General features: G+C 63.9%; 11 protein-coding genes. 6 read left to right on the top strand and 5 right to left on the bottom strand.

The genetic code is table 11. The features are described 5' to 3' along the window. From EOA85_RS13335 to EOA85_RS13315, 5 genes are all read right to left on the bottom strand, one after another. On the bottom strand, positions 1 to 1,000 hold a 1,000-nt coding region (locus EOA85_RS13335; RefSeq protein ID WP_127209740.1), incomplete at its 3' end, for a glycosyltransferase. A 17-nt stretch (positions 1,001 to 1,017) separates the two neighbouring features. Then, complete coding sequence (locus EOA85_RS13330; protein ID WP_127209739.1) at positions 1,018 to 2,091, bottom strand: ABC transporter ATP-binding protein; 1,074 nt, start codon at positions 2,089 to 2,091, stop codon at positions 1,018 to 1,020. Continuing rightward, on the bottom strand, positions 2,088 to 2,882 hold the full coding sequence (locus EOA85_RS13325) for an ABC transporter permease (protein WP_127209738.1): 795 nt from the start codon (positions 2,880 to 2,882) through the stop codon (positions 2,088 to 2,090). Before EOA85_RS13325 ends, EOA85_RS13330 begins: the two co-directional genes overlap by 4 nt. Further along, positions 2,875 to 3,717: an ABC transporter permease gene (locus EOA85_RS13320; protein WP_127209741.1), complete on the bottom strand. Its 843-nt coding sequence runs from the start codon at positions 3,715 to 3,717 to the stop codon at positions 2,875 to 2,877. Before EOA85_RS13320 ends, EOA85_RS13325 begins: the two co-directional genes overlap by 8 nt. 105 nt (positions 3,718 to 3,822) lie before the next feature. Continuing rightward, on the bottom strand, positions 3,823 to 4,887 hold the full coding sequence (locus EOA85_RS13315; RefSeq protein ID WP_127209737.1) for a spermidine/putrescine ABC transporter substrate-binding protein: 1,065 nt from the start codon (positions 4,885 to 4,887) through the stop codon (positions 3,823 to 3,825). Positions 4,888 to 5,124: 237 nt separating this feature from the next. Between EOA85_RS13315 and EOA85_RS13310 the strand changes: the two genes are divergently transcribed. The 6 genes from EOA85_RS13310 (at position 5,125) to EOA85_RS13285 (ending at position 12,485) form a co-directional block, all read left to right on the top strand. Beyond that, positions 5,125 to 6,075 (top strand): GntR family transcriptional regulator, encoded by a 951-nt coding sequence (locus EOA85_RS13310; protein ID WP_127209736.1) that lies wholly within the window; start codon positions 5,125 to 5,127, stop codon positions 6,073 to 6,075. After that, a complete protein-coding gene (locus EOA85_RS13305; protein WP_127209735.1) occupies positions 6,075 to 7,358 on the top strand; it encodes a glycosyltransferase in 1,284 nt (427 codons plus the stop codon). Before EOA85_RS13310 ends, EOA85_RS13305 begins: the two co-directional genes overlap by 1 nt. A 37-nt stretch (positions 7,359 to 7,395) precedes the next feature. Then, the gene (locus EOA85_RS13300; protein WP_127209734.1) at positions 7,396 to 8,748 is read left to right on the top strand and encodes a glutamine synthetase family protein; all 1,353 of its coding nucleotides are present in this window, start codon (positions 7,396 to 7,398) and stop codon (positions 8,746 to 8,748) included. Next, complete coding sequence (locus EOA85_RS13295; RefSeq protein ID WP_127209733.1) at positions 8,745 to 10,037, top strand: FAD-binding oxidoreductase; 1,293 nt, start codon at positions 8,745 to 8,747, stop codon at positions 10,035 to 10,037. The genes EOA85_RS13300 and EOA85_RS13295 overlap by 4 nt, the downstream gene beginning before the upstream one ends. Positions 10,038 to 10,086: 49 nt before the next feature. Then, the gene (gene pcaF / locus EOA85_RS13290) at positions 10,087 to 11,289 is read left to right on the top strand and encodes a 3-oxoadipyl-CoA thiolase (RefSeq protein WP_127209732.1); all 1,203 of its coding nucleotides are present in this window, start codon (positions 10,087 to 10,089) and stop codon (positions 11,287 to 11,289) included. Between the two features lie 164 nt (positions 11,290 to 11,453). Beyond that, complete coding sequence (locus EOA85_RS13285; protein ID WP_127209731.1) at positions 11,454 to 12,485, top strand: BMP family protein; 1,032 nt, start codon at positions 11,454 to 11,456, stop codon at positions 12,483 to 12,485. Positions 12,486 to 12,558 lie beyond the last annotated feature (73 nt).

Genomic DNA, 12,558 nt, shown 5'->3' with positions numbered 1-12,558 from the left:
CACCATGGTGGATCACCGCATCGACCTGCGGGATGACCGAGGGCTGCGGAAACCAGCTCTCGACGATGACGTTTTCGGGCACTTGCGCGTACTGGTCCTTGTATCCCCCGACATTGACCAGCGCCCGGTAGCGCGTCTTGCCCAACGTCGCGATGATGCGCTTCAGCAGATCGACATCGCCGGCGCCAAGGCTGCCGAAGGAAACATAGAGCAGCGGCCCGTCATTGTTTTTCGCGAAGGTCGGCACGGTGTAGGGCTTCTCCTGCCGCACGCAGCCTTCCAGATACTGAAATTTTGCCGGGTCGAGCGGATGGCGGCGCTTGAACTTTGCCGCCTCGGGATAGAGCAGCAAGTTGAGATAGGGCGAGGCCTCGAAAAACTGGCCGATCGGATACGGCGCCTCGTTGTTCGCCTTTAGGAACGCGTTGAAGTCGTCATGGATCGGCTTGATGACCGCGTTGAAATGATCGCGGTAGCGCCGATGGCAGGCGTGGTCATTCTCACCGCAGCCGGACAGATGCGGCGGGATATCCTCGTCCTCGATTTCGTTTTCCGAGCAGGAGATGACGCGCACCCACGGCTTGCCATACTGCTTGATCGCCGGGAACAGGACGACGTTGTCGACGCAGATAACATCCGGCTTGATCGTCGCAAGTACACCAGGCAGGTCCTTCTCGGCCCATTTGGCGCTGTCAACAATCGCCGTCCAGCAATCCTTCACGTAGTTGTCGACCTGGTGGTAGGGCGACTTGCGGAAGTTCGGGATGTGGCCGTTGATGAAGTCTTCCCAGAACTTTGCCATCTGCTCGGGCGGCATCGGCTCGGACAGGTTCACCGGATGAGCTTCGAAGCCGTAGCCCTTGTAGACATCGAGGAAACCAGGGTCCGACAGGAACACCGCTCTGTGGCCGTGCGCCTCGACCGCCTGGGCGATGCCGACCGAATTGAGCGCCGGGCCGTAGGCTGCTTCCGGAAAAAACGCGATCGTCTTCTGAGCCATCAAGCTTCTCCTTCCAATCAATCTGCGAAAATTCTGACGTCGGCGGCATCCCAGCCGAGTTCGACCGCATCGCCCGACGAGACCGGGCGCCGGTCGGCGGCGTCGGCGGTGACGCGCACCAGGAACGGCTTTGGCGACAGAGCGGTGCGGACATGCAGCTGCAGGTCGAGCCCGTGATAGGCGAGCGCCTCGACCGTGCCGGCGATCCGGTTAGCTGTCTCTGGCGACGGGAAAAGCCGGATTCGCTCGGGCCGCACTGAAGCGACCGCCGCTGCGCCGGAAGCCAGAGGCGAGGGAACCGTTCCGACGATCCGTGTGCCGTCCGCTGCCTTCACCCCGTCGGCGGTGGCCTTGCCCGGCACGAAATTCATCAGGCCGATGAAGTCGGCGACGAAACGGTCGGCGGGATGCTCGTAGACCGCATGCGGGGTGTCGCATTGCAGCAGCTTGCCGTCTCTCAGCACCGCCATGCGGTCGGCCATGACAAGCGATTCCTCCTGGTCATGGGTGACGATGACGAAGGTGATGCCGACCTCGTGCTGCAGGCGCTTCAGCTCCAGCTGCATGGCGCCGCGCAATTTCTTGTCGAGCGCGCCGAGCGGCTCGTCGAGCAGCAGCAGCCGCGGCCGCTTAACCAACGCCCGGGCAAGCGCGACGCGCTGCTTCTGCCCGCCCGACAGTTGCTCCGGCTTGCGGTCGGCGAAAGGAATGAGCTCGGTCGTCGCCAGGATGGCGTCGACGCGGGAGCGGATTATCTTTGCCGGCAAGCGTTCCATTTCGAGGCCGTAGGAGACGTTGGCCCTGACGCTCATATGCGGAAACAGCGCATAAGACTGGAACATCAGATTGACCGGCCGCTTGTTGGGCGGCGTCCTGGCGATGTCGTGCCCGTCGAGCAGGATGCGCCCGTCATTGGGCGTCTCGAAGCCGGCCAACATGCGCAGCAGCGTGGTCTTGCCGCAGCCCGACGGCCCGAGCAGGGCGAAGAACTCGTTCTCACGGATGTCGAGCGAAATGCGGTCGACGGCGGTCACCCGGCCGAAATTCTTCGACACCTTGTCGATCGCCAGCAGCGTGCGGGGTTCGCTCATTGGCCGATCACCCCGCGGTTGAGCCGCTGCGACAGGGTTAGCGCGGTGATGCTGACCGCCATGACGATGGTCGCCAATGCGTTTATCTCTGGGGTGATGCCGAAGCGGATCATCGAATAGATCTGCATCGGCAGCGTGGTCGAGGCGCGGCCGGCGCCTGATGTGAAGAAGGCGATGATGAACTCGTCGACGGAAAGCGTGAAGGCGAGCAGCGCACCGGCGACGACCGCCGGCAGGATGACCGGCAATGTCACCCGCCTGAAGGTGGTGAGCGCGGAGGCGCCGAGATCGGCGGAGGCCTCGACGATCGACCAGTCGAAGCTCTTCAGCCGCGCGCGCACCACCGAACAGACGAAGGCGAGGTTGAAGACGACATGGGCGAGGATGATGGTGTGCAGGCCCAGGGTGAAATCGAGCAAAGAGAAGAAGCTGAGCAGCGCGATCGCCAGCACGATGTCGGGAATGATCATCGGCGCAAAGATCAGCGCCTCGAGGCCGCTCCCATATTGCCGGCGTATTTCGACACCGAACGCCAGCAGCGTGCCGAGCAAGGTGGCGATTGCCGTCGAGACGAGCGCCACGATCAGCGTGTTGAGGGCAGCGGAAAGGATCGCGGCGTTTCCGACCAACGAGGCATACCATTTCAGTGAAAAGCCCGACCAGACGGTCGGCAGCCCGCCTTGGTTGAAAGACAGCGCCACCAGCACCGCGATCGGGATGTAGAGAAAGGCAAAGACCAGCGAAAGCACAAGCCAGAGCGTGCGCCGCGTGGCGGGGGAGCGCTCAGCCATCGGCGCCTCCTTTCGCCTCGGCGGCACGGCCTGCGGCGCGATCCGCAGCCAGGGCCTGCGCCGTCAGCACTAGCAGCATTATGGCGATCAGCGCCATGGCAAGTGCGGCGCCGAAGGGCCAGTCATTGGCGGTCAGGAACTGGTCGTAGACAAGATTGCCGATCATCTGGAAGCGGCCGCCGCCGAGCAGCGCCGGCGTGACGAAATTGCCGATCGACAGCACGAAGACGAACACCGCCCCGGCGGCGATGCCCGGCACCGTCAACGGCAGGATGACCCGGCGAAATGTGGTCGCCGCCGAAGCGCCGAGGTCGCGTGAGGCCTCGGCGAGCTCCGGATTGAGCCGCGACAGCGGCGCGTAGCAGGCCAGGATGACGAAGGGCAGATAATTGTAAACCAGACCGGCGATGACGGCGCCTTCGCTGTAGAGCATCGACGGCGGCTCGCCGGTGTAGCCAAGCCAGCGCAAGAGCTGCGTGATCAGGCCCTCGCGGTTGAGCAGCACGATCCAGGCGTAGGTGCGGATCAGGTAGTTGGACCAGAAAGGCAGGACGGCGAAGAACAGGAATACCGGCTGCCACCGGCGTGGTGCCGCCGCGATCGCATAGGCGGCGGCATAGCCGATCACCACCGCGATCAGCGTTGCCGTGCCGGCGATGCGTGCCGAATTGAGGAAGATGCCGGCATAGAGCGGGTCGAACACCAGCCCGAAATTCTCCAGCGTGAAGGTGTATTCAATGCCGCCATAGATGCCGCGCCGGAAGAAGGCGAGCGCCAGCACCAGAGCGCATGGCACCACCATCAAGGCGATGAGCCAGGCCAGCGCCGGCGCCATCAGCAAGGAGGAGCGAAATCTGGTTTGGGACACGATTGCGATACCGCACTCAGCGGCCGGCGGCGGAGGCCCGCCGTCGACCGCGATCTCTGAGCTTGATACTGGTTACTGCGCGGCCTTGATCTCGCTGACGATCTTCGAATAGTCGCGCTGGGCGTCGCCGACGTCGCGCAACTGCTCGAACTTGACCAGCTCGGCCACCGGCATGCTCATATTGGGGAACTTGGCGAGGAAATCCGCAGGCAGACTTTCCATAGCCGGCTTGTTCGGCACCTTGTAGTCGATGTTCTGCGCCGCCCAGGCGTGGTTCTTGGCGTCCAGCATGAAGTTGATGAACTGGAAGGCGGCGTCCTTGTTGGCCGAAGCCTTCATCACCACCATCGTGTCGACCCACAGATCCGAGCCCTCTTTGGGGATGACGTATTTGATCTCAGGCTTCTCGGCGATGCCGTAATTGCACCAGCCGTCCCATGCCTGCACCAACAACGCCTCGCCGGAGACCAGCTTCGAGTAGAAGGTGGTGTCGTCATAGGCGAGCAAGGTCTTCTTGGCCGAGATCAGCAGGTCCTTGACCTCGGCGAGCTTGGCCGGATCGGTCTCGTTGACCGAATAGCCCTTGGCGAGTTGGCCCGCGGCGAGCAGCCAGCGGTCGGTCGCCAGCATAGTGGTCTTGCCCGTGAGGTCGTCGGAGGGGGCGAGAAGATCGTTCCAGCTGGCCGGCTCGGTCTTGACCAGATCCGAGCGGTAGCAGAGGCCGGTGGTGCCCCAAGTGTAAGGCACGGAGAAATTGTTGCCGGCATCGTGCGGCAGCTTCGTCGCCTCGGGATAGAGATTTGCAAGGTTGGGGATCTTCGCGTGGTCGATCGCCTCTATCAGGCCGAGCTTGTTCAGCACTTCGGCAAAGGGCGAGGAGACGAAGACCACGTCATAGCCCTTGCCGCCCGAAGCCACGAGCTTGCCCATGATCTCCTCATTGGTGGCGTGAACCACGACTTCGCCGGAAACGCCGGTTGCGGCCTTGAAGGCGGCCATGGCATCCGGCGCCATGTAGCCGTCCCAGTTGGAAATGACGAGGTCGGCAGCGGCCGCCGGCGCCGACAGCGCCAGGGCGAGACCAAGCGCGACCGAAGATATCTTTAACGGATGGCGCAGGCGGGTTGAGGCGGTCATTACAGACTCCCATTCTGGTTGATCGTCGAATTCAATCAATCGTCGGACCAGCGCTTGCGACCCATGCCGCCGCTTCGATCCTGTTCCCCGGTCTTTTTGTTGCCGTTTGACCTCACAGTACTATTGCAGAAAAAAGTACGTCAATCCATAATTTGGCACGTCGCTGCGAAATCGCCGAACGCGCTATAAGCGCGCTCGGTCAGGCCGTAGCGGTCAAGCCGTTCGTGAGAAATCGCCATGCAAGCCGCCGCCCGACGACCGCGCACCAACCATCTCGATCTCGCTCAGCGCATTCTCGATGTGGCCCGGCAGCGCGGCTTCGAGGCCGGCGCTCATTTCCCGGAACAGCAGATCGCCTCGCTGTGCAACGTATCTCGAACCCCGGTGCGCGCCGCTTTGCGCCTGCTCACCGAAAGGGGTGTCGTGCGCTGGGAGGCTGAATCGGGCTATCGGCTGGCCGTCGACCTCACCAACCAGGCGACCGTTTCAGCCGACCTGCCGAGCGCCGAGGAAGACGAGCTCGCGGAGATGATCCTGCGCGATCGGTCGGCGCGCCGGCTGGATCAAACGGTGACCATCGGCGCGCTGATGCGGCGCTATGGTGCCGAACGAAAGACGGTACTAAAATCGCTAAAGAAACTGACGGAGGAAAATCTTCTGGACCGTGCACCGGGGCAGGCCTGGCTGTTCAGGCGGGTGCCTGACGATCCGGAGGCACAAGGGGAAAGCTATGAGTTCCGCCTGCTGCTGGAACCCGCCGCCATTCTGGCGCCCGGCTTTCGGCTGGACGGGACGCGCGCGGCAGCCTTGCGCCAGGGCATGGAAGCGCTGCTGGCGCTGCCCGATGCCGCATTCGATATCAGAGAGTTCCAGCGGCTGGACATCGATTTTCACGGAATGATCGCCGACGGCGCCGCCAACCGGTTCGTCACCGACGCGCTGTCCGACCATCTCAGGCTGCGCCGGCTTCCGGGAACCTATGCCGGCGTCAACGTCTTCCGGCTGAAGCAATCGCTGCGCGAGCACCTGACCATACTCGACCAATTGGAAAGCCGGCAGTATGAGGTTGCAGCCGATCTGCTTCGCGTCCACCTGCGGCTCTCCCGCAGCCAGCGGCCGCAGGCGGCCAGTCGCGGGGCCCCCGCATTGTTCGGCATGATCAGCCGGCCGGACTCACGAGGACCGTAGTGACGCGCAAAGCCAGCCCGACCATCGCGCTGTTTCCCGAAGCGAGCTTCGGCGCCGCGCTCAATTGCGTCGGTATCGCGCAAGCCTTGCGCGCCCGTGGAGCCCGGCCGGTGTTCATCTGTCACGCCGGCTTTTCCGGTGTGTTCGCCGACTATGGTTTTCAGGAATACCAGTTGCCGACCCACGAGCCGCTGACCGACAGCGAACGCCAGAGCTACTGGCAAGCTTTCGTGCGCCGGCATCTGCCGCATTTCAGGCTGAGCCCGATCGATCAGCTCGAAACCTACGTCGCCCCGACCTGGGAAGCGATCGTCGATACCGCGGTCAATGCCGAGGGGCCGCTGCGCCAATTGCTGGCCCGGCTGAAGCCGGATGCCGGGGTGCTCGACAATGTCATCATGTTTCCGGCGCTGGCCGCCGCCAGCTGCCCATGGGTGCGCGTCGTCTCCTGCGCCGAGACCGAGCTTCCCGACGCCGATGTACCACCCTATCTGTCCGGTCTCGCCGCCGACGACCCAAGCCGCGCGGCCTTCGAGGCGCGCTATCTGGCAGCGGTCGCTCCGGCGCATGACCGCTTCAACCGGCTTCGGATCGACGCCGGTCTTGCGCCCTTGCCGAAGGGCCTTTTTCTCGAAGCTTCGCCAGATCTCAATTTGCTGCTGACCCCAACGATCGTGCGCAGGCAGCGGGCCGAGCCGCTCGACCCGGCCCGCTTCGTCTATCTCGAAGGCTGCGTCCGTTCGGAAGGGCCGTTCGATGTGCCGGTCTTTCCGCGCAATGACGGGCCGCTGGTCTATCTCAGCTTCGGCAGCCTGGGCGCCATGGATGTCGGCCTGATCGAGCGCATGCTTGCGGTGTTCGACCGGCTTCCGGCTCGGTTCATCGTCAATGTCGGCGGTCTGCGCGACACCTATCGCGCGGTTCCCGACAATGTCTATCTCGACGCCTGGTTTCCGCAGCCGTCGGTCGTCGCGAAATCCGATCTCTTCATCCATCACGGCGGCAACAACAGCTTTTGCGAAGCGCTGCGTTTCGGCGTGCCGTCGCTGATCATGCCCTATTGCTGGGACGGGCATGACAATGCGCGACGCGCTGAGGAAACCGGCGTTGGCCGCCACATCAGCCGCGACGGCTGGAGCGACGATGAACTGGAAAACGCCATCCTTGGCCTAATGGCCGACAGCGGGATGCGCTTTCGCCTCAAGGAGAATGCGGTCACCATGGCACGGGCGCCGGGAACCGAAATCGCCGCCGAAGCCATTCTCGCCCTCATAAGGACGTGACCTGATGCTCAACACCACGACAACGGATGCACCGCAAATGACCCCGACGGACGATCCGAAGGGGTGGCTGGAGCAGCAGGGGATCAGGGAAGTCGAGTGCCTGGTGCCGGATGTGAACGGCGTGCTGCGCGGCAAGACCTTGCCGACGGCCAAGTTCCTGAAGTCGCTCGAAGATCGCGCGCTCTACCTGCCGAGCAGCGCCTTCCTGGTCTGCATCGACGGCCGCTATTCCGGTTCCAACGACGAGGGCTTCGGCTATCAGGATCCCGACATGCGGATGGTGCCGGACGTTGCGACGCTCTGCCTGGCACCCGGTGCCGGAGCAGGGAAAGCCTATGTCTTTGCCGATGCGTTTCACATGGACGACCGGCCGTGGATGGCCTCTCCGCGCCACGTCTTGAGGGCCGTGCTCGATCTCTACCGCCAGCGGGGATGGCGGGCGGTGGTGGCGCCGGAACTCGAATTCTACCTGACCGCGCCTAATCCCGATCCTGATCGGCCGTTGAGCGCACCGGTCGGGCGCAATGGCCGTTCCGAAACAGTGCAGCATCCTTATGACATGGCGGCGTTGGAGGAATTCGAGCCGGTGATCCGGCGCCTCTACGAATATGCCGCGGCGGCCGGGCTGCCGCTCGACACGCTGATCCATGAATCGGGCACGGCGCAGCTCGAGATCAATTTCCTGCATGGCGACGCGCTGCCGCTGGCCGACAAGGTGCTGCTGTTCAAGAGGATGACGCGCCAGGCCGCACAGGAATTCGGCATGCACGCGACCTTCATGGCCAAGCCGATCGCCACACAGGCCGGCAGCTCCATGCATCTCCATATGTCGGTCGTCGACGAGGCCGGGAATACGCTGTTTGCCGGGCGCGACGATGCCGACACCGAAATGTTCGGGCATTTCGTCGGCGGCCTGCAGAAATACCTTCCCGAGGTGATGCCGCTGTTTGCGCCGAACGTGAATTCGTTCCGCCGCATCCGGCCGAACCACAGCGCCCCGGCCAACATCGAGTGGTCGCACGACAACCGCTCCTGCGGCCTGCGCGTGCCGGCCGGCGGGCGCGCCGCGCGGCGGGTGGAAAACCGGCTGCCCGGCGCCGATTCCAATCCCTATCTGGCGATGGCCGGCTCGCTGCTCTGCGGCTATCTCGGCGTCGAAAAAAAGCTCTCGCGCTCGCCAGAGGCATCGGGCAATGCCTATCGCAGCAAGAGCACGCTGCCGAAAACCATGGAGGAGGCGCTCGACCGTTTCGCTGCGTGCAGTCCGGTTCGGGAGTTGCTCGGCGAGGATTTCTTCCAGACCTATCTGCGCGTCAAGAGTGTCGAGCTTGACCTGTTCCAGAGCGTCGTCACCAGCTGGGAACGCGACCACCTGCTGCTCAAGGTATGATGATGAGCCTCAACTCCGGCCTGGATATCGGCAAATCCTACTATGTCGCGACGGCCAATCCGGCTCCGGAGCATTCGGCGCTGCAGGGCGACATCGACGCCGATCTGGTGGTGGTCGGCGGCGGCTGCACCGGCCTGTCCGCAGCCCTTCATGCGGCCGAGCGCGGGCTGAAGGTGGTGCTCCTCGAAGGCGGCAAGATCGGCTGGGGGGCGTCCGGGCGCAATGGCGGCCAGATAATCCCCGGGCTGCGCAAGGGCGCCAAGGGTCTGGTCAAGCTGTATGGGCCCGAACGGGCGCGGGCGCTGTTCGATCTCGCCTTCGAGGCGCGCGGACTGGTGCTCGACCTGATCGAGCGCCACGCCATCGATTGCGACCTCCGGCTGACCGGCCACCTCGCCGGTGCGGTCAACAGCTCCGACCTGCGCGACCTCGAAGAAGAGGCTGAGTGCCTTGCCAGCGTGATGAATTTTCATGACGTCGAGATGCTGTCGGCGGCGCAGGCGCGTGGAATGGTGAACACGCCCTATCACGGCGCGATGTACGAGAAGCTCGGCGGCCATATGCATCCGCTGAACTACACGCTGGGTCTTGCCCGCGCCGCGGCAGCGGCGGGCGTCAGCATCCATGAGAAATCGGTGGCGCTGCGGGTGGAGCGGGAACCTGCCATCAGGGTTGCGACGGCCAAGGGCTCGGTCCGGGCCAGGCATGTCGTGCTGGCCGGCGACGCCCTGCTCCAGGGGCTCGAGCCGCGCGTCAACAGCCGCATCATGCCGGTCGGCAACTACATCGTCGCCACCGAGCCGCTGGACGACCCGAGCGACGTCATCCCAAGCAATGTCGCCGTTTCCGACACCCGCTTCGTGGTCAACTACTACCGGCTGTCGGCGGACGGACGCCTGCTGTTCGGCGGCGGCGAGCGCTACACGCCGTCGCCGCCCGCCGACATTGCCGGCTTCGTGCGGCCGCATATGGAAAAGACCTTTCCGCAATTGCGCGGCCGCCGCATCGACCATGCCTGGGGCGGCCTCGTCTCCGTGACGACATCGCGCCTGCCGGATGTCGGCCACTATGGCGAGGTCTATTTTGCGCATGGCTATTCCGGCAAGGGCGTGATCCTGTCGACACTGTCGGGAAAGCTGCTTGCTGAGGCAATCACGGGCGATAATTCGCGGCTTGATCTGTTTTCGACGCTGAGGCCGTTGCCATTTCCCGGCGGCACCGCCCTGCGCGGTCCGCTTTATGTGCTCGGCATGCTCTGGTACGCCATGCGCGACCGCATCAAGCATTGAGCGCAAGCGAGCGGGGCCGTAGCAGGGAAACGCAAAAGAGAGCTGTTAGATGGCCGAGGCCTATATCTGCGACTACATTCGCACGCCGATCGGACGCTTTGGTGGGTCATTGTCTTCGATCCGCACCGACGACCTTGGCGCGATCCCCCTGAGAGCATTGGTCGGGCGCAACCCCGGCATCGATTGGGCCGCGATCGATGACGTCGTCTATGGCTGCGCCAACCAGGCCGGCGAGGACAACCGCAATGTCGCGCGCATGGCACTGCTGCTGGCCGGGCTGCCCAAGGAGGTTTCCGGCTCGACCGTCAATCGCCTCTGCGGTTCGGGCATGGATGCCATCATCATCGCCGCACGCGCTATCAAGGCGGGCGAGGCGGAACTGATGATATCAGGCGGCGTCGAATCGATGAGCCGTGCCCCTTTCGTCATGCCCAAGGCGGAGACGGCCTTCTCCCGCAATGCCGAGATTCACGACACCACCATCGGTTGGCGTTTCGTCAACCCGCTGATGCAGGAGCAGTACGGCATCGATTCGATGCCGGAGACCGGCGAGAATGTCGCGGAAGAGTTCGCCGTCTCCCGCGCGGACCAGGATGCGTTTGCCGTGCGCAGCCAGGACAAGGCGGTGGCCGCGCAGGCCAATGGCCGGCTGGCGAAGGAGATCACTCCCGTAACGATCCCGCAGCGCAAGGGCGACGCGGTCGTCTCGAAGGATGAGCATCCACGCGGGGGTACGACGATCGAGACGCTGGCGAAACTCCCGACGCCGTTCCGGCAAGGCGGCACGGTCACGGCCGGCAATGCGTCGGGTGTCAACGATGGTGCCGCGGCGCTGATCGTCGCTTCGGAAGCTGCCGTGAAGAAATATGGGCTGACGCCGATCGCCCGCATCCTCGGAGGTGCGGTCGCCGGCGTGGTGCCGCGCATCATGGGCATCGGCCCCGTGCCGGCGACACAGAAGCTGTGTGCCCGGATCGGGCTGAAGCCGGCAGATCTCGACGTCATCGAGCTCAACGAAGCCTTTGCCTCCCAAGCCATCGCCGTGCTCCGCCAGCTCGGCATTGCCGAGGACGCGGAGCACGTCAACCCGAATGGCGGCGCCATCGCACTCGGCCATCCTCTCGGCATGTCGGGTGCGCGCATATCAGGCACTGCGGCGCTGGAGCTCAGGGAGCGCGGCGGCCGCTATGGGCTCGCCACCATGTGCATCGGCGTTGGCCAAGGCATCGCCGTGGCGCTGGAACGGCAGTAAAACAAGATCGAGCGCCGGCCGCGGTATGCCACGGCGGCCGGCAGCTGCTGCTCCCCCGAAAAATTTGACCATGTGGACAAAGGTGAGGCTCCGTTCCATAGTTCCCCAGCTGACACTTCAAAGAAACAGCCGGCTCGGCACGGCGCCAATCAGAGGGGCATGCGATGGAAAACGGGAAGAGCAAAGTCCAGTCGAAATGCAAAGGGCTTTCGCGACGCAGCGTTCTGGAACTGGGCGCGCTCGGCCTGGCAGCAACCATGCTGCCGGGTCTGGCCTTAGCTCAGGACAAGAAGCTGAAGGTGGCGGCGATCTTCGCCACGCCGACCGAGGAGCCATGGGTCCACCAGATCCATGTCGCCCTGCAGAGGGCCGAGAAGGAACTCGGCATCGAGTACAAATGGTCGGAGAAGGTTCAGACGGCGGATTTCAGCCGTGTCATGCGCGAATATGCGCAAGGCGGCTATGAGCTGGTAATGGGCGACGCCTTCGCCGCCGAACGGGAATCCCGCCGGACCGCCAAGCAGTTCCCGAAGGTTGCCTTCCTGTTCGGCTCCGGCGCCGGGCCGGCCGAGCCGAATTTCGCAGTCTTCGACAATTGGATCCACGAGCCGGCTTATCTCTCCGGCCTGATCGCCGGAAAGATGTCGAAATCAGGCACGATCGGCGCCGTTGCGGCGATGGGCATTCCGGAAGTGAACCGGCTCGTCAATGCCTTCTTTGCCGGCGCCCGGGAGGTCAATCCTAACATCAAGCGGAAGGTCGCTTTCATCGGCTCTTTCTTCGACCCGCCAAAGGCCAAGGAAGCGGCTATCGCCCAGATCGACGCCGGTGTCGACGTGATCTATGCCGAACGTTTCGGCGTCATCGAAGCGGCGGTCGAGAGAAAGATCCTCGCCATCTCCAACATGTCCGACCAGTCCAACCTCGGCCCGGACACGGTGATTACCGGCCCGGTGTGGGACATGTATCCGACGGTCGAGCACGCGATCAAACTGGTCAAGGCCGGCGTCTTCACCGCCCAGGATTACGGTGATTTCTCGCGCATGGCTAAGGGCGGCTCCTTTCTGGCGCCGTACCACAAATTCGACAAGACGTTGCCCGCCGACGTCAAGGAGCTGGTCGAGAAGAAAAAGGCCGAAATCCTCGACGGCAATTTCCGCGTCGATGTCGACGAGAACACGCCGGTTTCGGATTGAGTTTTTTACCCTCCCCCTTGTGGGGAGGGTCGATCCGCGAAGCGGAGCGGGGTGGGGGCCGGCGCCGTACCCC

Origin of the sequence: Mesorhizobium sp. M5C.F.Ca.IN.020.29.1.1 (assembly GCF_003997375.1) — a bacterium.
GTDB lineage: Bacteria > Pseudomonadota > Alphaproteobacteria > Rhizobiales > Rhizobiaceae > Mesorhizobium > Mesorhizobium wenxiniae.
This window is presented reverse-complemented; position numbering and strand designations above follow the sequence as displayed.